The sequence below is a fragment of the Flavobacterium sp. RHBU_3 genome, assembly GCF_046613565.1.
Classification (GTDB): domain Bacteria; phylum Bacteroidota; class Bacteroidia; order Flavobacteriales; family Flavobacteriaceae; genus Flavobacterium.
This window is the reverse complement of record NZ_JBKJHC010000006.1, coordinates 20,464-42,290: the sequence shown is the minus strand read 5'-3', so window position 1 is coordinate 42,290 and position 21,827 is coordinate 20,464. Positions and strand designations below refer to the sequence as shown.

The window sequence follows — 21,827 nt, the reverse complement described above, 5'->3', positions numbered from 1 at the left end:
TTTTTGTTTTAGAATAGCACTCAGGATTATTTTTGTATATCAATTGTTTAAGGTAATTTTCTGTGTACAAACAAGTAAGCGCCCCTTTTGAGGGCGCTTATCTTTTTGACTAACCTAAATATGAAATATAAAAAACTAACTTATTTTTTTATGAATTTTGACGTGTAGCTGCTGTTATCTGAAGTTATTGTAGCTATGTACATACCGCTTGCAAGCCTGCTGATGTCTACTGCATTGTTTATGCTGCTTACCGGCTGGTTTAGTACCGTTTCGCCTGTTATAGAAACTATTTTTATTTCAGCTTTAGCACCCAGTGCATTGCCCGCTATATTCAGTTTATCTAAAGCAGGGTTAGGGTACAGGGTAATTTCTTTTTTGTTTACGGTTGCTACTGCTGCGTTAGCGGTAGCAGTTACTGTGGTAAATTCAGTACCGTCATACGTTACTGTCAGTGTTTTGCCTTCAGCAGCCTGTAGCTGGCCTCCGGTAATAAAACCGTTTAGTGTTTCGCTAAAGTCAACGCCGGTGCGCCTTACCCTAAAGGTGCCGTTGTCTATAACCACTTTGCTGTTTGCGTGCATTATTACCGCCGGAGACCCAAGGTCTAAATGGTTTACCGTTACGGTACCAGAGTTTACATACATTTGGCCTACTACGTTGCCTACGGTTCCGGTATTGCCTGCCGTGTCTACATAAAGGTCGCCTACTATAATTACCTGTCCGCAGTTTACAGTTCCGCCGTTTACATTAATGGTTCCGTTTGGCCCTATTACTGTTGTCCAGTACGCTTCGCTTGTTCCGCCTTCGTTCACATTCAGTACTCCGGTAGGGTAGAAGTCGCGTGTTCCTACTTCCACCTGGTACCCTCCGCTTATAACACCACCGCTGTTTACGTTTACAGTACCGTTACCATTGGCAAGGGCGCCTATAAATATACCCTGCCAGTTACTTTCGTGCAGGCATCGCATGGTGCCGCCGTTAAGGTTTACGGTGCCGCTGCCTTCACGACCTACGCGTATAATGTTACGGCAGGTAAAAAAAGCGCCTGTGTTTACTGTTACGGTACCGTTTAGCCAGTCGTTATAGTAAACATTATAGTCGGCATTAAACGTAATGCTGCCTCCCAGGTTGTTGTATATGCCCGGCTGCCAGTCTGTAAATTGATCCAGTTGTGGCGAAGCCCCTGTAGCGTTTGTTACAACCACTTTAAACGATGAATTATCAAAAGCTATAAAGCCATCAGTACTCGTCCAGTTAGAAGTGTTGTAAAATTGGCTGTTCGCAGCTCCTGTCCAGGTATAGGTTTGTGCCTTTACAGAACCTGCGCCCAGCAGGGTTGCGGCTACTGCAATAACGGCAACCCTGGATGAGCGTAAAGTTTTAATCATGAAAATTAAAATTTGGTTTGTTTAATAAATGTCTTTTTTACACTTATCAAATATAGAACAAAAATTATTTAATTGTCAAATTTTTGATTAAAAAAATTTTCATATCAAAATTTTACAACGATGTAGGTGTGTAATATGATAATTACACTTTTGCACAGGGTGGAAATTTGCGTGCTTTAATTAAGGCTGTTTTGTTTAGTATTGAGTTCCGGTTTCATCAGGGGTATTGGGGTTTTCGGTATTGATTTATTTACCGGGTTTTGCTGCTATAGTAATGTTACTGATCATTAATCACACTATTGAAGGGCTTATTGTTTGGGGTTAGGGTTCTTGTAGGCAGAGTGAAGTGGAGCGGTTTTGAGAATCCTAAGCTGTAGTATAGGTAGTGTGTTTTTGTGGTTTTTTGGCAGGAGTCTTTTAAAGCTTGTTCAGTTTTTTCAAGGCTATTTTTAACTCTCAAAACAGCTTTCATCCTGAATATTTAGGCAGCTTTGATTGCGAAAGTAATTTGTTAAATATTTAATTTACATGATTTAGTTTTATTTATTGATAAACAATGTGTTAAGATGTTTGTTTTGAAAATAATCTTATATGGTTTTTAGGTGATAATACGGAAAATTCCCTGTGTTCCTGGGTGGCTGGGTACGCGGAATTAACCTTCGTTTTATGGCGTAGTTGCCTTAAGAATATCACGGTTTAACAGCTTGTTTTGTTGGTTGCTGTGGCGGTATCTTTTGAGCTTGTGAAGATGTTTTTATGAGGATGTTTTATTCAGTGGCGGTTGCGGTGCTGAATGTAGAAAAACCATGTTTGTATTGAAATTATTTCAGCTTTTTAATGGTAAAAAGTTCGTTATGGTCTTCCACTTTCGGGTACATACGTACCGAATAATCCTTGCTGAATTTTTCGCGGTAAGCAGTGTTTCTGTCTTTATCTTTTTGTGTTAGTGTCATGGTATTAAATAAGATAAAGCCATTTACCTTTAGTAAGAAGTTAATACGGTTAATGAAGAATTCCTCAAACAGGAAATTCGGCATTAGGGTATCTTTAAAGATGTCGATTATGATAAGGTCGTAGCGGTCTTTGGTTTTCAGCACAAACTCAAAGGCATCGTCTATCACGATAGTACAGTTTGGCACGTCTGCCAACCCAAAGTAGGTGTTGGCCAACTCTATTACCTTCGGGTCAATTTCCACACCGGTAATTTTCCCTTTATAGCCTATATCTTCCGATAGGGTTTTTATAACACTGCCGCCTGCCACACCTAGCACCAGTATGTTACTGAACCCTCGTATACGCTCAAAACCTATGTAATGAAGCCCTTTGCGCAATATGCGTTGCAGGCTGCCGTAAGAGTAATTGGTATTTTTGCTGTCCAGTACCAGCTTGCCGTAGTTAAGGGTTACTTCCAGGCGCTGGCTTACTTCCGAATCTTTCCTGAGGAGGTTTACAGGAATAAAATAACTCAGGATTTTTTTAAACATGGGTTTGTGTTAGTGCAGTTGCAAATATAGCTATTTTAGCTGATGGTTGTTTACAGACTGTCGCCTTGTTGTATACACATTGTACACACATTGTACACACTTTGTGTATGCCTGTGTAAGCTCTGATAGATGAAATTTTAACTATGGTAAAACTACGGGGCCTATCCATTCCATCCAAACTACCCATCCTAAAATGCTGCCCGCTGCACCCGCTACTATAAAAGTTAGGCGCTGCTGTTTCGGGACGATGTAAAATACAACATACGATAGTATGGCAGTGGCAATAATGCCGGTTACAGCTCCTACAGTAACTACCGGAAGCCGCATGTAAAGACTTAACCTGCTTTCATCGTCATGGTCACCCCATCTATGTCGTTTAATAAAATGTAAGCAACCCATTAGGAAATTACACAATTGCCTCGACCAGAAGAAAGCAAGGATAACACTAAGCCAGTCAGCAGCTTTCATGCCTACAGCAGCAATTTTTTTTCGCCTGAACCATAAAGCTGCCAGGCCTATAGTGCCGGTAATCATGGTTTGTAGCGGGCCGCCCCAGGTTACAAGGTTACCGTCGGTATTTAATTGAGCAAACTTTTCATTAAAGAATTTTTTTTCAGGTGAATTGCCGCGCGCAATTATCTTATCATGATGTTTATCGTAATATGTGCCAAGTGCGTCCATTTTATCTCCCATATTGTAATCCATAGAATCATAGTACAGTATGGTGCGGTAACCCAAACTTTTGGCTATAGCAATATGTCCCATTTCATGGCTTACAGTACCTACAATGGTAGCAATTACAAACCCAAGCGCAATAAACGCAAACAGCCGGGGATAGAGTTGGAGGTTTTTCATTTGGTGGGTTTGTTGGCTTTTAAACTATCTGGTTTTTAAGGTAGTATGGTGTAAAACCTACTTCACAATCCTGTACACCGGGTATTCGTTGTGTGTTTTCTCGTAGTACTCGCTGTGGGTATAAATCCAGTCGAGTTGTGCTTCAGGGTTCCAAGCAAAAACCTTATCGTTCAGTTTTTTGGTGTCAAATTCGGCTTTAAGCTTTGGGTTGGTTTTCAGCAGCTTTGCAGCGGTGTCTTCAAACACATACGCCGAATAATACTCCTTTTGCTGTAAAATGGCATCAAAGAAATTCCAGGTAAAAAACGAGTCGGCACCCTGTGGTTCCAGCATTTCCAACAGGTATTTTACACCTGCCTGCTGGGTGTCTATTAAATAATCTCCTTTTTTAAAGGCTATTTTCTGGGTTTTAACCGCTACTTCGGTAGTGTTGTGCGGGTAGTGCCCCTCATAAGGCTGCCCCGATGTTTTGTAGTTTACTATGCGGTAGCTCTCTACCTCAATTAGCGTGTCCTGCTTCAGCTCTTGTATTTGTATGTTGTTTATTTTCAGTAAGTCTACAACATTCCACCAGCCTTTAGGTATAACGTAGGCTTTAGGTATGGTAACCTCAGTAACCGGAGAATATTCGCGGTAGTACTTTATCAGCTTACTAAAAGGCTTGGTGCGGTCGTAGTACAGCCTTGACTGGCCTGTAACTTCGCTCATTTTGTAACTGCCTTCATAGCCTTTAAACGGTAATAAAGATACTGCCGAGCTGTCTGTTTGCCATGTTAGCGGGTATTTATGCCCCGGCATAAAGTTGTCCCGGTTGGCCTGGCGCATTTCTTTTATGGCAGTGTGGTTTTTATCCAGGTAGCTTAGTGTTTCCAGCATATACTCGTAGGTTACCTTTATACGGTCTGCATAGGGCTTCAGCATGTGCGTTTCGGGCATGGATCCCGGCACGTCAAACATGCTGGCATATCCGGTAGAGTAGCGCGGGTAGTCCATAAACTGGGTAAAGCCTTTTTCGGGCAACTCATCGTGTATGTTTACATAGGGCGTAGCGTCTATATTTTTTGCTTTTAGCGCATCCAGTATGGCAGGCATCATACTTGTTTTAAAGTATTGCCCTAATGGTCCGCCCAGCTTTTGGTGTTGTGTGGCTATGTAGGTAAGGGTGTACTGGTAGTCGGCACCATTGCTTACGTGATTGTCTATAAATACATCAGGCTTTACCTTGTGGAATATTTGCGCAAAGCTCAACGCGTTTTTGGTGTCGCATTTCACAAAGTCGCGGTTCAGGTCATAATTACGTGCATTTCCCCTAAAACCGTAACTTTCTGGGCCATTTTGGTTGGCGCGGCTATAGCTGCCACGGTTCAGCATACCCGATACATTGTATACCGGTATGGCTACAATTATGGTATTTTCGGGTGCCTGTATTTTACCGGTTGCCAGGTCGCGGTATAGCATCATGGTAGCATCAATACCGTCGGGTTCGCCGGGGTGTATGCCGTTGTTTATAAGTAATACTGCTTTGTTTTTGCGTACTTCGGCAAGGTTAAAGTTTTTATCGGCACTGTAGGTTACTATGTGTATGGGCAGGCCGTTGTCGTCTTCACCGGCAGGCAGCAACTGTATGGTTTCAAAACCCTTATCCAGCGCTTCGTAGTATGCTATAGCTTCCTGGTAGGTAGCGGTTTGGTTACCATTACCTTTCTCGTAAGGTGTAGGATATGCAGGTTTGTTTTGAGCAAATAAGGCCGCCGGAAACAGCAGCCATACTAATATCTTCTTCATCAAATGCGGTTCCTTTCTTATTTCACGCGTACCGAATCCGGTACCAGTTTCGTATAATCACCTCCGTTTCGCAGTACGTCGCGTACTATGCTGGAGCTTATGTATGAGGTTTTTGCAGCCGTAAGCAGGAAAACGGTTTCTATCTTGCTCAGCTGGCGATTGGTGTGGGCAATAGCCTTTTCAAACTCAAAGTCGGCAGGGTTGCGCAATCCCCTTAAAATGAATTTTGCACCAACTTTTTTGCACAAATCTATGGTTAGGCCTTCGTACGTAATTACCTCAATATTTGGTTCGTCTTTAAAAGCTTCTTCAATAAATCGTTTGCGCTCTTCCAGCGGAAACATGTATTTTTTTTCGGCGTTAACCCCTATGGCAATAATGATTTTATCAAACAGGGTGCTGCCACGTTTAATAATATCATAATGCCCAAGTGTAATAGGGTCAAACGAACCCGGAAATACGGCTACTTTCATTTCTTTCTTGTTTAAAGTTTAAGGTTTCAGGTTGTTGGCTGTTCTGACTAACAACCAACAACTGACAACCAAAACTATTTTTTAAAAAGCACTTTTCGTTCCAGTGCCAGTTTTATTTCGTTATCAAACAGGTCGCTCATGGCTACTCCGGCTACTGCGGCCTGCTGTGGGAATATACTGGCCGGTGATAAGCCCGGATTGGTATTCATCTCAATAAAATGTGGTTCGCCATCCACAATTATAAATTCCGAACGGGTAAAACCACTCATGCCCAGTGCTTCGTATGCTTTGATGGATATTTCGCGAACTTTTTGCTCGGTTGCCTCATCAAGTCGGGCAGGGGTTATTTCATCACTTTTACCCTGGTATTTGGCTTCATAATCAAAGAAATCATTGTGCGATACAATCTCTGTAATGCCTAAAACCGTTGTTTTCCCCTGGTAGTTAAGCACCCCTACAGATACTTCCATACCTTTCAGGAAGCTTTCTATCAGTATGTCTGAATCTTCTGCAAAGGCAAATTCCAGTGCTTTGTCAAATTCTTCAATGCTGTTTACCTTGCTAATGCCCAGGCTGCTGCCACTTTGGTTTGGCTTTACCATAAAAGGCAGCCCTAAGGTAGCGGCTATATCCTGCGCATCTATAGCATCGCCTTTACTAAGGTAAATGCTCTTTGCGCGTGGTATGCCAAATTTATTTAATACACTTAGTGTATCCCTTTTATTAAAGGTAAGGGCACTCTGGTAAAAACCGCAGCCGGTATACGGTAAGCCCAGCAGCTGCCAGTAGGCCTGCATTTGGCCGTCTTCGCCCGGTGTGCCGTGTATGGTATTTACCACTACATCAAATGCTATTTTGGTGCCGTCTTTCTCAAAACTGAAATCGGCTTTATTAATTGCGTGTTTGCTGCCTTCAATAAGCACATCCCATCCTTCGGGCAAAATGTGTACTTCAAAAGGGGTGTATTTATTACGGTCCAGGTTGGCAAGGATAAGCTGGCCGCTGCGGACAGAGATTACAGACTCATCTGAGTATCCGCCCATTACTACTGCTACATTCATTTTTTTAAATCAATCGGTTAATTTTGGCCGTCGCGAAAACGGTAAAGCCTACACAAAAATATCATTATTTACATAATAATATGGCCTGTTTATACTATTTATATCGGTTATGGGTTATATTTTAAAGGATGTGGTCGTTGCTAAACCTAAATGGTATTTGTGTGCAATTGTGGCATCATCATTATTATTTATATCTTTGCAGAAACCTAACAATTCATGAGTTTAAAGAATTTCCTGAAAAGCCCCGTATTTTTTAAGCAGGTGGGTATAGCCTTAGTTATTGTAATAGTTGTAATTTTTATACTGCTGCAATGGCTTGACTTTTTTACCAATCACGGTGAAAAAATCCTGGTACCGGATTTAAGAAAGACTACTGTGGAAAATGCACAGGAAAAACTTGATGAACTGGATCTTGAAGCTGTAGTGCTTGATACGGTAGACTTTAACCCGGCGTTTCCGCCATATACCATTACTGAGCAGGATCCGCTGCCGCAGGTAGGTGTAAAGCACAACCGAAAAATATATGTTAAGGTAAATGCAGGCGGTTATGGTACTATAGCCCTGCCTGATGTTTTACAAAAAACCTATCGTCAGGCTGTGCCTATGCTAAAAGCTGTTGGCCTTGAAGAAGGAACCAAGACGTACGTGCCGGACATTGCTAAAGACGTAGTGCTTGAAGTAAAAATAAACGGTAAGAAACTGAAAGCCGGCGATAAAGTGCTTAAGGCAAGTAAGATTGACTTTGTATTGGGCGACGGAAAGGTGAGCTATGTGGATAGTACCGATGTAGAAACACCGAATAGTGATGACAGTGATGACGAAGGAGGAGATAAATAATGAGTACTAAACCGATTGTAGATATCGACGCTGAAAATGAAGACCTGTATGAGCATTTTCGCTTTGAGGCAGGAAAAGGACAGCAACCCCTAAGGGTAGACAAGTTTTTGATGAACCTTGTTGAAAACGCTACCCGAAATAAAATACAGAAAGCAGCCGAAGCAGGTAACATTTATATTAATGATGTTCCTGTAAAGAGCAATGCCAAGGTAAAATCAAACGATGTGGTGCGTGTACTTATGGAACACCCGCCATACGAATACTTGCTGGAGCCTGAAAACATTCCGCTAAACATCGTTTTTGAAGACGACCAGCTGCTTATTGTTAATAAGGAGCCGGGTATGGTGGTGCATCCGGGGCATGGTAATTATAGTGGTACGCTGGTAAATGCGCTGGCATACCATTTTGAAAACCTGCCTATGAACAGCAGCGAGCGCCCGGGGCTTGTACACCGTATAGATAAAGATACTTCAGGCCTTTTAGTCATTGCCAAAACTGAGCAGGCCATGACGCACCTTACAAAACAATTTGCCGATAAAACCAGTGAGCGCGAATATATTGCGCTTGTGTGGGGTAACGTAGTGGAAGATGAGGGTACCATAGAAGGCAATATAGACCGCCACCCTAAAGACCGTATGCAAATGGCTGTATACCCAGACGGAAGCCAGGGTAAGCATGCAGTAACACATTATAAGGTTTTAGAGCGCTTGGGTTACGTAACTCTGGTAAGCTGTAAGCTGGAAACCGGCCGCACCCACCAGATACGTGTACACATGAAGTACATAGGCCACACGCTGTTTAACGATGCCCGTTACGGCGGCGATATTATACTGAAAGGTACTACGTTTACAAAATACAAACAGTTTATAGACAACTGTTTTAAAGCACTGCCACGCCAGGCGCTGCATGCCAAGACCCTTGGTTTTGAGCATCCTGTTACAAAAGAGTTTATGCGTTTTGACAGTGAGCTGCCACAAGATATGGTAGACTGTATAGAAAAGTGGCGCACTTATGCCAAATCACACACTGCTGAAGAAGAGTAGTTATTACATAAAATAAAACAAAGGCCGCAATCATTAAATGATGCGGCCTTTGTTTTTATAGTTTATCCAGCGAGAGATTACTCTATAACAATTTCCCGGTGTTTTTCGCGGTAGGCTTCCAGTACTTTTTCTTTGTATACAAAACCATAATAGCGGTCGTCTTTTAGTATAGGCAGGTAATTGGCGTGTGCTTCCTCAAATTTTTCCATAATCATTTCAACGGAGTCCTCTACAGAAGCTATTACCGTGGGTACAGTCATTAATTCATCCATAGTGCTGTATTTTATACGGAATGAATTAAAAACTATATTTCGTATGTTTTCAAAATCAACAATGCCAAGCAGGTGATTACGGTCATCAGTAACTGCAAAATGACCGTATTTTGAATTTGCAAGCAGTTGTACTATGTCATCGGCTTTAGCTAATGGAGAAATTGTAGGGATGTCTGTTTCTATAACTTCCATAACATCTATACTGCTTAGTATGTTACGGTCTTTATCGGATGTAAATACATGGCCTTTGTCTGCCAGGTGTTTTACGTCCATAGAATACGTTTCAAACTGTTTAGATACTGCAAAACTTATAGATGATACTATCATTAGCGGCACCATTAGGTTATAACCGCCGGTAATTTCAGCAATAAGGAATATGGATGTTAGTGGCGCGTGGAATAAACCACTCAGTATACCCGCCATACCCACAAGTGTAAAGTTACCCACCGGCAAATTTGCCAGCCCTATAAGGTTAAAGAATTTAGAAACTATAAAACCGAGGTACGATCCCACAAACAGTGACGGGGCAAAGTTACCCCCGTTACCGCCACTTGCCAGGGTAAGCCCGGTGGCTACTGCTTTTATAAGCATGGTAAGTGTAACAAAAAGGAGTAATATCCATTCTTTACAGTCTATGTTTTCCAGCAGCGTATTGTCTAATAGTGTTTGCGGATTTGCAGCAGTTAGTGTACGGATGCTTTCGTAACCTTCACCAAAAAGGGTAGGGAATAAAAAGATAAGTACCGCCAGGGGTATGGCACCGTATAAGGCCTTGCGGTAGCCCGATATTTTTAAGTTTTTAAAATGCCCTTCTACTTTCTGGAATACTTTGGCGTGGTATAGTGATACAAAACCCGCTAAAACTCCCAGTAAAACATAAAATATAATATTATGGTAGTCAAACTCCTGCCTTTGCCTGAAGGATAACAAAATTTCCTCATCAAGGACTACGGTTGAAACAAGTGCACCAGCCGCCGCCGATATCATAATAGGGATGAATGCTGTAATGGATACATCGGCAAGTACAACTTCTATGGCAAAAAGCACACCGGCTATAGGAGCATTAAATGCAGCACCTATACCTGCGGCAACACCACAGGCCAGCATAAGTATTCTGTCTTTTCTGTGTAGTTTATATTTTCTGGCAAAGTTAGACCCAAAAGCCGCCCCGGTTATTGTAATGGGAGATTCAAGCCCTGCAGACCCACCAAGGCCTACGGTAAGCGAGCTGGTTATAATTTGGGCATACATTTGCTTGCGTGGCATAATGCCGCCTTTACGTGCTACTGCAACAAGTATACGCGAACTTCCTTTTTCTATTTTGTTGTTAAGCACACGCTTTACTACCAGTACAGTAAGTAAAATACCTATAATGGGCAGGATACTGTTTATGTAGGGCAGTTTCAGGTAGCCGTTTATATACGTAGCCAGGCGAAACACATTGTGGGCAAATCCTTTAAGGATGATTACTGCTATAGACGTTGAAATACCTACTAATACAGCTGATACATATATAAAATGCCTTTCGGACAAAAGGCTCTTCAGCATCATGAAAAAAACTTCAAAATATCGGCTTATGTTTCGTAGTGCCAGGCCGGTTTTAGAGGTGAAGTTTTTTTGCATTGCAGGAAATTAATTTACAGGATTGTGTCTAAACCACAAAAATACTCCATTTACTACAAAAATGCCTACCGTTTTATATGTTTTTTAAGGCTTCACGGGTGCTTAGGGGCTTCAAATTGGCAGTGGCTACAAATTCAATTATAGGTTTTGGACTTGTTTTTGCGGCTTCGCGAAGTGCCCAGCCAATGGCTTTTTGTATGAAAAATTCACGCGAAGTGCTAAAGTTTTCGCATAATGAAAACAGTAATGCCAAATCAGTTTCCTTTTTATACCCAAGCTGGAATATAATTGACGACCGGTTTAGCCACATATCTTGCGATTGGGCAAATTTTTTAATCACCGCATCAGTCGCTTCCGGGTACTGTTTTAGGTAACCGCCCAACAGGTATTTTGCCATAGGGTCTACGCTATCCCACCATGAACTTGTTATAAGTAGCTTTTCAATCAGGGTTATATCCTCAATTGTAAAGTGCTTTGGCCATTCTTTTTGCAAAATGTCTATGGCGCAGTAGTGGTATTCCCTTTGTGGCAGGCTGAATAAATAAGTGGCTATTTCCCTGTAATTGTTTTTTACCTCGTCTTTGTGTAATGCGTTTACCTCTTTTAGAATTGTCCTTCTTGGATCCGTTTTTATTCCTAAAAAGGGAAACTTATCTTTCATGTATTTCGCCATGGGTACTGCATAAGCCTCATTGGCGTTTTCCTGAAGTTTTTGTGTAAGCGAAATTATGAATCCCATTACAATTCGGCCATTTTTGTTTTTACATGAAGCTTTATTTCTTCAAAAAACTGTGTAAACTCCTGTTCGTATTCGGTATAATATTCCTGTAATTCGTTTATGGCACCGGTCATGCCCGAACGGTGGCGTGTACGATGATCCATTTGGCTTAGCGTACGGGCTATGCCTTCCAGGCTTGCATAACTAAGCAGCCAGTTGTATTTAACCATATGCGGAATCATGTTCTTGTTGCGTTCCGGCAATATGTCATAATTACGATTCAGCATGTCGTAGAAATTCAGCGAATATTCCTCCAGTGGCGTGCTGTGGTAATTTGCCCAGTTCTTTGCAAGAAAATGATCGTAATAAATGTCCATTATTACCCCTGCATAGTGGTGGTAATTTTTATGCAGGCGCTTAGTGCCAATTCTAAATAAAGGGTGTGCATCAGTAAAGGTGTCAATAGCCCTGTGTATCATAATTCCCTTAATTATTTCGGGATGAAAATTTTGTGGCTGGCCGTGAATGCCGTCGGCAATAAAATTGCCTATTTTAATACGGTCGTTATCGCCGGAAAGGTATATGTGGGCTAAGAAATTCATAAGCCTAAGATACGTTTTTTTGTTTCAGGTTTCAGGTTTAAAGTGCCAAGTTTCGTTGTGTTAGCTGGGTTTTTCGCTAAGTAGCTCATTATCTTTTCTATCCAATAATTTAGCAGCTGTTCCACTCCACAACCTGAAACTTTAAACCTTAAACCTGAAACAACCTCGAAAACCCTTATATTTGTTTGTAGAACAAAATAACCTAAAATGACCCTAATTAAATCAATATCAGGCATCCGTGGTACCATAGGTGGAAAAACCGGAGATAACCTTACCCCGGTAGATGCCGTAAAATTTGCCTCTGCCTACGGAACATTCCTGAAAAACAATTCAAATAAAGATAAATTAACTGTAGTTATAGGCCGCGATGCCCGTATTTCAGGTCCTATGATTCACAACCTGGTTGTAAATACTTTGGTAGGGCTTGGTATTAATATAATCGACCTTGGCCTGAGTACAACACCTACTGTAGAGGTGGCAGTGCCTCTTGAAAAAGCCGACGGAGGTATTATACTTACCGCAAGCCACAACCCTAAGCAGTGGAATGCCCTGAAGCTTCTTAACGAAAAGGGAGAATTTCTTAGCGGCGCCGATGGTGCTAAAATCCTTGAGATAGCCGAAGCCGAAGCTTTTGATTTTGCCGATGTAGACAGCCTGGGCGAAGTTACGCCTAACGATGCTTATATGGACATCCACATTGATGAAGTGCTGGAGTTGCCATTGGTGAATGTTGACCTTGTTAAAGAAAAGAAATATAAGGTAGTTGTAGACGGTGTTAACTCATCGGGTGGTATCATTATCCCGAAACTGCTGGAACAAATGGGGGTAGAGGTGGTACGCCTTTACTGTACCCCAGACGGGCATTTTCCGCACAACCCTGAGCCGCTTAAAGAACACCTGGGCGACATTTGTAAACTGGTTGTAGAAGAAAAGGCAGACTTTGGTATTGTGGTAGACCCGGATGTAGACCGCCTGGCATTTATTAGTAATGACGGCGAAATGTTTGGTGAAGAATATACCCTTGTAGCCATAGCTGATTATGTACTGAGCAAAACGCCGGGTAATACGGTAAGCAATATGTCATCGAGCCGCGCCCTGCGCGATATTACCCAAAAGCATAACGGTACGTATGAAGCCAGTGCGGTAGGTGAAGTGAACGTGGTAGAGCTGATGAAGAAAAACAATGCTATTATAGGTGGCGAAGGTAACGGCGGTATCATTTACCCTGAACTGCATTACGGTCGTGATTCTATTGTAGGTGTGGCATTGTTCCTTACGTATCTTGCCGAAAATAATATTACCGATGTGGCTGCTCTTAGGGCAAGTTACCCGCAGTATTATATGAGCAAGAACAAAATTGAACTTACGCCTCAAATTGATGTTGATGCTATTCTTGTAGCCATGACAGAAAAATACAGTAACGAGGATATTTCTACTATAGATGGTGTAAAGATTGATTTTGCTGAAGAATGGGTACACCTGCGCAAAAGCAACACTGAGCCAATTATCCGTATTTATACCGAAGCACAAACGCAGGAAAAGGCAGATGCCTTAGCGGTAAGGATTATAGATGAAATTAAAGCCGTAGCAGGAATTTAATTCCCGGTATTAAAAAGCTTATAAATAACAAAGCCTCCTGAAAAGGAGGCTTTTGTATTATGTAAAGCATGATTATTTAGCAATAGCAGCGTCGTATTTTTTAGCTACAACATCCCAGTTAATCACGTTATAAAAGTTACCTATATAATCAGGCCTTTTGTTTTGGTACTGTAGGTAGTAAGCGTGTTCCCAAACGTCAAGAGCCAGTACCGGCTTACCGCTTACTGCAGCGCCCGGCATAAGTGGGTTATCCTGGTTAGGAGTACTGCCTATGGCAAGTTTACCATCTTTAGTAACTACAAGCCATGCCCATCCTGAACCAAATTGTTTTGTAGCCGCTTCAGTAAACTGTGTTTTAAAGGCGTCAAAACTGCCAAAATCAGCTTTTATAGCCTCAGCAAGTGCACCGGTAGGTTCTTTGCTGCCTTTAGGTAGCATAACTTCCCAGAAAAGAGTATGGTTGTAGTAACCACCTCCGTTATTGCGTACTGCTTTGTTTTCAGGGTCAAGCGAAGTAAGTATTTCTTCAATGGTTTTACCTTCAAGCGGAGTACCTTTAACAGCCTTGTTTAGCTCATCGGTATATTTTTTATAGTGCTTAGAGTAGTGAATCTCCATGGTACGGGCATCAATGTTTGGTGCCAGTTCATCATATTTAAAACCAAGCTTTGCAATTTGGAATTTACCAGAAGCATCTTCTGCTTTTACATCATCCGGGTTACCCAGAGGTGCGGCAGCTTCTTCTTTTTGAGGTTCGGGAGTGGTAACCACTTCCTCTAAGTTATCTTTTTGTTTGCAAGACTGTAGTGCAGTCAGTACAATAAGGGCCGAAACGAAAATTTTTACTTTTTTCATATTCAGGTTTTATTATGTTATTGAATTTATTGTTTCTATGTACAACTTTTTGGCTTCATCAGCACTAAGGTGGCTTATCTGCATCCATGCATTCATTTTAAAGGCATCGCGCAGGTTATCTTCCTGAAAGCGGTATGCACTAACCTTACCTGCTGTGGCTTGCTTGTAGTAGGCATATATGCGCAACATTATATCGGGCGGTAAAGGCCCGGTAATATTGCAGGCTTTTTCATAAGCCTCCTCAAAAAGCTGGTCTAAGTCTTTTTCAGGCATAAGTTAAGCTTTTGAAGCGATAATAGTTTTACCGCCTATGGCTTTTTGGTTAAGTTTAACATTCACTTCAGTACCCAGTGGAAGGTAAAGGTCTACACGCGAGCCGAATTTAATAAAACCGGCATCGGTACCCTGAACTACCTGCATTCCGTCTTGTGCATAGTTTACAATACGGCGTGCAAGTGCACCGGCAATCTGGCGGTACATTATTTCACCAAAAAGGTTGTTTTCTATAACTACAGTTGTTCTTTCGTTTTCCTCACTGGCTTTAGGGTGCCATGCCACAAGGTATTTGCCCGGGTGGTATTTACTAAACTTAACCAGACCGTTTACCGGATAGCGGGTAACGTGCACATTTATAGGCGACATAAAGATAGAAACCTGAAGGCGTTTTTCTTTAAAGTATTCCGGTTCGTATACTTCTTCAATAACTACCACTTTACCGTCTACCGGAGCTATAATGTTGTGGTCTGTAGCAATTACGTGGCGTTTTGGGTTCCTGAAAAACTGCAACACCAGTATAAGGAATGCAAATGCTACAAGCTGTACAATAAGCTTGAGTGTGCTGTCCTCAATAAATTTGTCAGATAATAATGCAATTACCGTGGTGGTAAATAGTGCGATTACAATAATCTTGGCTCCTTCTTTATGAAACATATAGTATGATTTGGTAATACAAAAATAAGAAAGGTACGGCAAATAACACGCTATCCAGCCTGTCAAGTATACCTCCATGCCCCGGCATAATATTGCCGCTGTCTTTTACACCGGCTGTGCGCTTCAGTTTAGATTCAACTAAGTCGCCCAATGTGCCAAAGATAGCTACTATTGCAGCAAAACCCATCCATTGCCACGGGCTAAGAAAGGTGTAATATAATGCCAGTATGTAGGCTCCGGCTACAGTAAACACTACGCCGCCTACAAATCCTTCAATAGTCTTTTTTGGAGATATACGTTCAAAAAGTTTGTTCTTTCCTATGCCTTTCCCTACAATATAGGCAAATGTGTCATTGGCCCATATCATTATAAACATACCTATAATTACATACGGGTTGTACTCGGTATTTAAGAAAGGCAGTTTTATAATAAGTATAAAAGGAACAATTACATAACCAATGAGCCTTACCAGTTTTGCGCTTTTATCGCGTGGGGCAGAAGGCCCTGTTTTAAATAGCTCTATAAGTAGCCCAACCGATACAAACAATGCAGCAGCATTTAGCAGTAAATTTGTTTTCAGGTCGTTAGATATGTATATGCAAAACAGCCCGATACCTACTATGGTTATGCCCAGGGGTAATTTTACATCAAGATGCGACAACTTACAATATTCGTGTACTGCTATGAGCAGGAATATGGCAAATAGTACTGTAAAACTTATAGGGGATAGCAGGGTGGCACCTAGTAAAAGCGCTATATATACAAGCCCGGAAATCGTTCGGGTAATGCTTTCACTCATATTAAAGGTCTTCTAAAAGGAGAAGGTACAGGTTTTTAGCTACACTACCATAACGAAGGAAATCCTCGTCTTTAGCTTTTTCAAAATATTTTATCGCGGTAATATTAGTAGGGTAGTCCTTATCATATCTACGCTTTATTGCCCTAAGGCAATCACTTTTGTTTCCTAATATCTGGCTTGTAGTTGCGTAGATAATCATATTGTCCGGAAGGTAGCCCGGTTTGTGCTGTTTTATCTGGTTAGATGAAAACAATATAGAACCATCATCTGCTACAAGGCTTTCGCAGGTAGCTAAAATAAACTTCGGGTGTGCCGTATTCTTATATTGTAGCTTGTTTTCGTCGAGTAAAGGGTACAAACGCGGTTCAAAACACATTGCTTCGCATTCAAACCAGTCGTTTTCTTCCAGTACATTTATAAACTGTTCCTGTAGGTCAGTAGTGCTGTCACAGTAAATAAACTTGCCGCCGTTCTTCTTAAAGTTCAGTGTAAACAATTCATCAACAGGCAGCTGTTGTTCCGGAAGGTAAGGATTGTTTTCTTTTTCCTTATCTTCTCCCGGTGTATCACTTGTGCCAAAAATTTTCTTAAATAGGCTCATATACCTCTGTTACTCCATTTTTTTCCTCAAATTCAAAGATAAAAAAATCTTAATTCAATTTTGAGGCTGAATTAAGATTTTTAGCTTATAATTATGATTTTCGCAATTATGCTTCCGTAGGAACCTCAGGGCCAATTTTTTCGTATGGCCTTTTTCCGAAAATTTCTTCAAGGTCGTCTTTAAAAATTACCTCACGTTCTATAAGAATGTCGGCAAGTTTAAGCAGTTTGTCCTTGTTTTCGTTTAGTAAGGTAATAGCCCTTTGATATTGCTCCTCTATAATAGTAGATATCTCTTTATCTATTACCTGGGCAGTTTCTTCAGAGTACGGTTTAGAGAAGTTGTATTCACTTTGTCCCGAACTGTCGTAGTAGGTAATATTGCCCAGTTTGTCGTTAAGGCCATAAATAGTAACCATGGCGCGTGCCTGGCGTGTAACTTTTTCAAGGTCGCTTAGTGCACCGGTGCTAATTTTGTCAAAGATTACTTTCTCGGCAGCACGTCCTCCCATAGTGGCACACATTTCGTCCAGCATCTGGTCAGGGCGTACAATTAGCCTTTCTTCAGGCAGGTACCATGCAGCACCAAGGCTTTGTCCGCGAGGTACAATGGTTACTTTTACAAGCGGAGCCGCGTGTTCCAGCATCCAGCTTACTGTAGCGTGACCTGCTTCGTGTATGGCAATGGCGCGTTTTTCTTCAGGAGAAACAATTTTATTCTTTTTCTCAAGGCCGCCTACTATACGGTCTACAGCATCAAGGAAATCCTGTTTGTCTACCGCTTTTTTGTCTTTACGTGCCGCTACAAGAGCCGCCTCGTTACATACGTTTGCTATATCGGCACCGCTAAAGCCCGGTGTTTGCTTAGCCAGGAACTCAGTATCAAGTCCTTCGGATTTTTTAAGTGGCTTAAGGTGTACTTCAAAGATTTCCTTACGCTCACGAATGTCCGGTAGGTCTACATAAATCTGGCGGTCAAAACGTCCGGCACGCATAAGCGCCTTATCCAGTACATCGGCACGGTTAGTGGCTGCAAGTACAATAACGTTAGTATTTGTACCAAAACCATCCATTTCGGTAAGTAACTGGTTCAGGGTGTTTTCGCGCTCGTCGTTAGAGCCTGAGAAGTTGTTTTTACCACGGGCACGGCCCACAGCATCAATCTCGTCTATAAATATAATAGAAGGCGATTTTTCTTTAGCTTGTTTAAACAGGTCGCGTACGCGGCTGGCACCTACACCTACAAACATCTCCACAAAATCAGAACCTGACAGAGAGAAGAACGGTACACGGGCTTCGCCGGCTACGGCTTTGGCAAGCAGGGTTTTACCTGTTCCCGGAGGGCCTACAAGCAGGGCTCCCTTAGGTATTTTACCACCTATGCTGGTGTACTTTTCAGGATTTTTCAGGAATTCAACAATTTCCTGTATCTCTTCTTTAGCACCTTCTAGGCCTGCTACATCTTTAAAGGTAACTTTAATGTCGTTTTTCTCGTCAAACAGTTTAGCACGGCTTTTACCAATGTTAAATATCTGTCCGCCACCGCCAGGGGCACCGCCACCTGCCATTCTGCGCATTACAAAAATCCAGATGGCTACAAATGCTACGATAGGAAGTAATGTGATTAGTACTTCGCCCCAAATGCTGTCGGGTTGTGCACTGTATTCGTTTATTTTGTGGGCTTCGTCAGCTTCATCAAGTTTTTTTAAGAAAAGCTGGTTGTCACTACCTATGTTTACGGTATAGTGAGGGCCTTTGTTTGGTTTTTCAAATATATTCTTACGTACGCCTTCGTTTTCTTTTAGCTTAAGCGCCTCAGGTTTTAAATAAACGTCGGTAGTGCTTTTGTTGTATACTACTTTGCTTATCTGCCCGCTGTCTAAGAATTTGTAGAACTTTGAGATAGAAATAGGTGAAGGGTCACTCCAGTTTGCTGCTCCCGAAAAATAATTTATCCCCAGGAACATAAGCAGGATACCGCCATAAATAAGCCATGGGCTTACTTTGACCTTGTTTGGTTTATTATCTTGTGACATTTATTTTACTTTCTTCTTTAGTAGTTTGTTGCTATCGACGTTATACGGGCGTCGCCCCAAAGGCTTTCTATGTTATAATATTCCCTTACATGTTTCTGGAAAACATGCACCACTATATTTACATAGTCCATAAGTACCCACTCACCATTGTCAGTACCTTCTACGTGCCATGGCTTGTCTTTTAATTCGCGGGAAACTATTTTTTGTATGGAGTTTACTATGGCATTTACCTGGGTATTACTGGTACCATTGCATATTACAAAATAATCGCATACAGTATTTTCCAGCTCCCTTAGGTCAAGAATATCTATATCATTTCCTTTTACTTCCTCAATCCCTTTGATGATGTTGGCAAGCAAATCATCATTACTTACATTTTTTTTTGCCATCTAAAAATTTATATTGTTACGCAAAGTTACCATTTTTTGTGTTTACTTTTGACTTTAAATATACGAGAAAAAGCAATAACAAGCGGCTGTTTTCATATGAATATTATCAAACTCAGTGCCATAAGCTCTACAAATGACTACCTTAAAGAGCTTTTATCTTCCGGTGACATCCAAAATTTTACAGTAGTAACAGCCGACGTGCAAACCGGAGGGCGTGGGCAAATGGGCGCTGTATGGAATGCCGAACCCGGTAAAAACCTTACATTTAGCCTGTTGCTTAAAGATTTGATAACAAATAGCGCGGCTATTTTTTCATTAAACGTAGCCATTGCTACCGCCATTGCCGATGCGGTACTTTCTTTTGGAATAGCAGATGTGTCTGTTAAATGGCCTAACGACATTTTGGCAGGTAATAAAAAAATAGCAGGCATACTTATAGAGAACAGCTTTAAAAGCAATGGCGAAATACATTCTGTAATAGGAATAGGGCTGAATGTAAACCAGCAAAACTTTAACGGACTGCCAAAGGCTTCTTCTATGGCAGTGGCTGCATCAAGGGAGTTTGATAAAAATGAGGTGCTTACGGCGGTGCTGAACAGTATAAAACAAAACATATTGAAACTACAAGATAATGGTGCTGCCGTATTATGGCAGGATTATCATGACATGCTGTTTAAAAAAGGTGTACCAATGCCTTTTGAAGCCGATGGAAACCGGTTTATGGGTATTATACAAGGCGTGTCTGAAAACGGCTACCTGCAAGTGCTGCTTGAGAACGACACTATAGTGGAATATGGGCTAAAAGAAATTCAGCTTTTATACTGATTATTTCCAGTTTAGTTCCAATGCAAAACAGGCTTTGTCTTCTTTATTAATGCTAAAGAATGTTTGCGTATCATCGTTGGCTGTCAGTAGCTGGACAGTTTCACCAAGTTGAAGCTCCCGCATAAAATTCATGTCAAAACTTTGTAACTGTTGTTTCAGCAGTGGTCTTGGGTTTATGGCATCAAGGCACCACTCCAGGTATTTTACGTTGTTTACGTGGTTTACAATATCCAGGTCGCTAAGTACGGTTTTGTATTCGGCTGCTATTGTGGTTTCACGATTTAAGTCTACTTTTTTAAAGGACTCAGCCGTTGCTTCCCTGTCAGGATATTTTTCAAAATGTTCGTGTGGCAATGCCAAAGGTTCGGCCCTGCGGGTTTTGGTATTAAAAACAGCCCAATAGGTAACACTTCCGGCAAGTTTTTTATCGCCCTTCCATAGTTCCAGTGCGCGTATAGAGCGCGATCCCTGCAAGTCGTATATCCAGGTTTTTACAGTAACTACATCACGCCAGCGTGGCAGCTCATCAACCTCTACACGCATGCGGCTAAGTACCCATGCCTGATGGTGTTCCTGCATATCGGCAAAACTAAGCCCTCCCTTTTCGGCATGATAACCCGCTGTAAGCTGCAGTATGTTACACAGTTCGGTATGCTTTAGCAATCCGTTTGGGGTACACTGTATAAAATTTATCTCCCAGTCGTGGCTGTATACCGATGTAAAGTCGGGTGCTATAGGCATGTTGTTTCGTTTATGTAGTTAATGATCTCAGAGGGTGCGGTTGTAAAATCAAACCACTTAGTACCCCCGGTGCGGCGGAACCATGTCATTTGCCTTTTAGCAAAACGGCGCGTGTTCTTTTTTATTTCCTCAATGGCAAAAGCTAAATCCCATTCTCCATCAAAATAACTGAACAATTCGCGGTAGCCTACAGTTTGCAGGGCATTAAGTTCTTTGTGCGGGTATAGTGCTTTTGCTTCTTCAATAAGTCCCTGTTGCACCATAATATCTACCCGCATGTTTATGCGGTTGTACATCAATTCCCTTTCGGCTTCTAAGCCAATGATTATTGGGGTAAACCTGCGGCTGTTCTTTTTAATATTCAGGAAAGAAGAGTAGGGACGGCCACTGCCTATGCTTACCTCAAGGGCGCGCATCATACGTTGCGGATTTTCCTTGGCTACATTTTCATAATGAACCGGGTCGAACCGCTTTAGTTCTTCCTGAAGATAAGTAATGCCTTCGGCTTCATAGCGGGCTTTTATCTCTTCACGAACTTCCGGGGCTATTTCCGGGAAATCGTCAAAGCCTTTCAGTACAGCATCAATATAAAGTCCTGATCCGCCTACCATAACCGCATAATCACTGGTTTCAAACAGTTCATCAAGTTTAGCTATGGCATCACGTTCAAAATCACCTACGGTATATTCCTCAAAAATGCTTATGTTCTGTATAAAATGGTGTTTGGCAGCAGCCAGTTCATCAGTAGAGGGTACGGCAGTGCCAATAGCCATTTCCTTAAAAAACTGCCTGCTGTCTGCCGATATGATTTCGCAGTTATAATGCTGCGCAAGTTGTATTGCCATTGCTGTTTTACCAATGGCAGTAGGGCCTATAACTGTGATAAGGTATTTATTTTTAGTAACAGGCATG

General features: G+C 41.7%; 22 protein-coding genes. 4 read left to right on the top strand and 18 right to left on the bottom strand.

Annotated features, from left to right (window positions below):
• Window positions 1-140: 140 nt before the first annotated feature.
• The 6 genes from ACLI1A_RS09850 to ACLI1A_RS09825 all read right to left on the bottom strand — a co-directional run bounded on the left by ACLI1A_RS09850 (window position 141) and on the right by ACLI1A_RS09825 (window position 7,046).
• On the bottom strand, window positions 141-1,388 hold the full coding sequence (locus ACLI1A_RS09850; RefSeq protein WP_411408484.1) for a T9SS type A sorting domain-containing protein: 1,248 nt from the start codon (window positions 1,386-1,388) through the stop codon (window positions 141-143).
• Window positions 1,389-2,209: 821 nt separating this feature from the next.
• Window positions 2,210-2,872, bottom strand: coding sequence for a spermidine synthase (locus tag ACLI1A_RS09845; protein WP_411408483.1), 663 nt, complete (start codon window positions 2,870-2,872; stop codon window positions 2,210-2,212).
• A 141-nt stretch (window positions 2,873-3,013) separates the two neighbouring features.
• Complete coding sequence (locus tag ACLI1A_RS09840) at window positions 3,014-3,727, bottom strand: hypothetical protein (RefSeq protein WP_411408482.1); 714 nt, start codon at window positions 3,725-3,727, stop codon at window positions 3,014-3,016.
• Between the two features lie 57 nt (window positions 3,728-3,784).
• Window positions 3,785-5,512 (bottom strand): M14 family metallopeptidase, encoded by a 1,728-nt coding sequence (locus ACLI1A_RS09835; RefSeq protein WP_411408481.1) that lies wholly within the window; start codon window positions 5,510-5,512, stop codon window positions 3,785-3,787.
• Between the two features lie 17 nt (window positions 5,513-5,529).
• On the bottom strand, window positions 5,530-5,985 hold the full coding sequence (gene coaD / locus ACLI1A_RS09830; RefSeq protein WP_411408480.1) for a pantetheine-phosphate adenylyltransferase: 456 nt from the start codon (window positions 5,983-5,985) through the stop codon (window positions 5,530-5,532).
• A gap of 74 nt (window positions 5,986-6,059) precedes the next feature.
• The gene (locus ACLI1A_RS09825; protein ID WP_411408479.1) at window positions 6,060-7,046 is read right to left on the bottom strand and encodes a D-alanine--D-alanine ligase; all 987 of its coding nucleotides are present in this window, start codon (window positions 7,044-7,046) and stop codon (window positions 6,060-6,062) included.
• A 216-nt stretch (window positions 7,047-7,262) separates the two neighbouring features.
• On the opposite strand from ACLI1A_RS09825, the gene ACLI1A_RS09820 reads away from it, so the two are divergent.
• Together ACLI1A_RS09820 and ACLI1A_RS09815 are read left to right on the top strand one after the other, a co-directional pair.
• Window positions 7,263-7,883 carry a PASTA domain-containing protein gene (locus ACLI1A_RS09820; RefSeq protein ID WP_411408478.1) on the top strand — a complete coding sequence of 207 codons (621 nt, stop codon included), beginning with the start codon at window positions 7,263-7,265 and terminating at the stop codon, window positions 7,881-7,883.
• Window positions 7,883-8,926, top strand: coding sequence for an RluA family pseudouridine synthase (locus ACLI1A_RS09815; RefSeq protein WP_411408477.1), 1,044 nt, complete (start codon window positions 7,883-7,885; stop codon window positions 8,924-8,926). The genes ACLI1A_RS09820 and ACLI1A_RS09815 overlap by 1 nt, the downstream gene beginning before the upstream one ends.
• Window positions 8,927-9,003: 77 nt before the next feature.
• Here ACLI1A_RS09815 and ACLI1A_RS09810 read toward each other — a convergent pair whose 3' ends face one another.
• The 3 genes from ACLI1A_RS09810 to ACLI1A_RS09800 all read right to left on the bottom strand — a co-directional run bounded on the left by ACLI1A_RS09810 (window position 9,004) and on the right by ACLI1A_RS09800 (window position 12,141).
• Window positions 9,004-10,821, bottom strand: coding sequence for a chloride channel protein (locus tag ACLI1A_RS09810; RefSeq protein ID WP_411408476.1), 1,818 nt, complete (start codon window positions 10,819-10,821; stop codon window positions 9,004-9,006).
• 73 nt (window positions 10,822-10,894) lie between these two features.
• A complete protein-coding gene (locus ACLI1A_RS09805; RefSeq protein WP_411408475.1) occupies window positions 10,895-11,560 on the bottom strand; it encodes a DNA alkylation repair protein in 666 nt (221 codons plus the stop codon).
• Window positions 11,560-12,141, bottom strand: a complete 582-nt coding sequence (locus tag ACLI1A_RS09800; protein ID WP_411408474.1) for an ACP phosphodiesterase — start codon at window positions 12,139-12,141, stop codon at window positions 11,560-11,562. Before ACLI1A_RS09800 ends, ACLI1A_RS09805 begins: the two co-directional genes overlap by 1 nt.
• 207 nt (window positions 12,142-12,348) lie before the next feature.
• Between ACLI1A_RS09800 and glmM the strand changes: the two genes are divergently transcribed.
• On the top strand, window positions 12,349-13,740 hold the full coding sequence (gene glmM, locus ACLI1A_RS09795; RefSeq protein WP_411408473.1) for a phosphoglucosamine mutase: 1,392 nt from the start codon (window positions 12,349-12,351) through the stop codon (window positions 13,738-13,740).
• 72 nt (window positions 13,741-13,812) lie between these two features.
• Here the strand turns inward: glmM and ACLI1A_RS09790 are convergent, their stop codons facing one another.
• From ACLI1A_RS09790 to rsfS, 7 genes are all read right to left on the bottom strand, one after another.
• Window positions 13,813-14,595 (bottom strand): superoxide dismutase, encoded by a 783-nt coding sequence (locus ACLI1A_RS09790; protein WP_411408472.1) that lies wholly within the window; start codon window positions 14,593-14,595, stop codon window positions 13,813-13,815.
• A gap of 12 nt (window positions 14,596-14,607) precedes the next feature.
• Entirely contained in the window at window positions 14,608-14,868 is a 261-nt protein-coding gene (locus ACLI1A_RS09785; protein ID WP_411408471.1) for an acyl-CoA-binding protein, read from the bottom strand.
• Between the two features lie 3 nt (window positions 14,869-14,871).
• Window positions 14,872-15,525 (bottom strand): phosphatidylserine decarboxylase family protein, encoded by a 654-nt coding sequence (locus ACLI1A_RS09780; RefSeq protein ID WP_411408470.1) that lies wholly within the window; start codon window positions 15,523-15,525, stop codon window positions 14,872-14,874.
• The gene (locus ACLI1A_RS09775; RefSeq protein WP_411408469.1) at window positions 15,515-16,324 is read right to left on the bottom strand and encodes a phosphatidate cytidylyltransferase; all 810 of its coding nucleotides are present in this window, start codon (window positions 16,322-16,324) and stop codon (window positions 15,515-15,517) included. Before ACLI1A_RS09775 ends, ACLI1A_RS09780 begins: the two co-directional genes overlap by 11 nt.
• A 1-nt stretch (window position 16,325) precedes the next feature.
• The gene (locus ACLI1A_RS09770) at window positions 16,326-16,925 is read right to left on the bottom strand and encodes a lactate utilization protein B/C (protein ID WP_411408468.1); all 600 of its coding nucleotides are present in this window, start codon (window positions 16,923-16,925) and stop codon (window positions 16,326-16,328) included.
• Window positions 16,926-17,031: 106 nt separating this feature from the next.
• Window positions 17,032-18,960 (bottom strand): ATP-dependent zinc metalloprotease FtsH, encoded by a 1,929-nt coding sequence (gene ftsH, locus ACLI1A_RS09765; RefSeq protein WP_411408467.1) that lies wholly within the window; start codon window positions 18,958-18,960, stop codon window positions 17,032-17,034.
• A 17-nt stretch (window positions 18,961-18,977) separates the two neighbouring features.
• The gene (gene rsfS / locus ACLI1A_RS09760; RefSeq protein WP_411408466.1) at window positions 18,978-19,349 is read right to left on the bottom strand and encodes a ribosome silencing factor; all 372 of its coding nucleotides are present in this window, start codon (window positions 19,347-19,349) and stop codon (window positions 18,978-18,980) included.
• 96 nt (window positions 19,350-19,445) lie between these two features.
• On the opposite strand from rsfS, the gene ACLI1A_RS09755 reads away from it, so the two are divergent.
• Window positions 19,446-20,174, top strand: a complete 729-nt coding sequence (locus ACLI1A_RS09755) for a biotin--[acetyl-CoA-carboxylase] ligase (protein ID WP_411408465.1) — start codon at window positions 19,446-19,448, stop codon at window positions 20,172-20,174.
• Here ACLI1A_RS09755 and ACLI1A_RS09750 read toward each other — a convergent pair whose 3' ends face one another.
• Together ACLI1A_RS09750 and miaA are read right to left on the bottom strand one after the other, a co-directional pair.
• On the bottom strand, window positions 20,175-20,915 hold the full coding sequence (locus ACLI1A_RS09750; RefSeq protein ID WP_411408464.1) for an acyl-[acyl-carrier-protein] thioesterase: 741 nt from the start codon (window positions 20,913-20,915) through the stop codon (window positions 20,175-20,177).
• Window positions 20,906-21,826, bottom strand: a complete 921-nt coding sequence (gene miaA / locus ACLI1A_RS09745; RefSeq protein WP_411408463.1) for a tRNA (adenosine(37)-N6)-dimethylallyltransferase MiaA — start codon at window positions 21,824-21,826, stop codon at window positions 20,906-20,908. Before miaA ends, ACLI1A_RS09750 begins: the two co-directional genes overlap by 10 nt.
• Window position 21,827 lies beyond the last annotated feature (1 nt).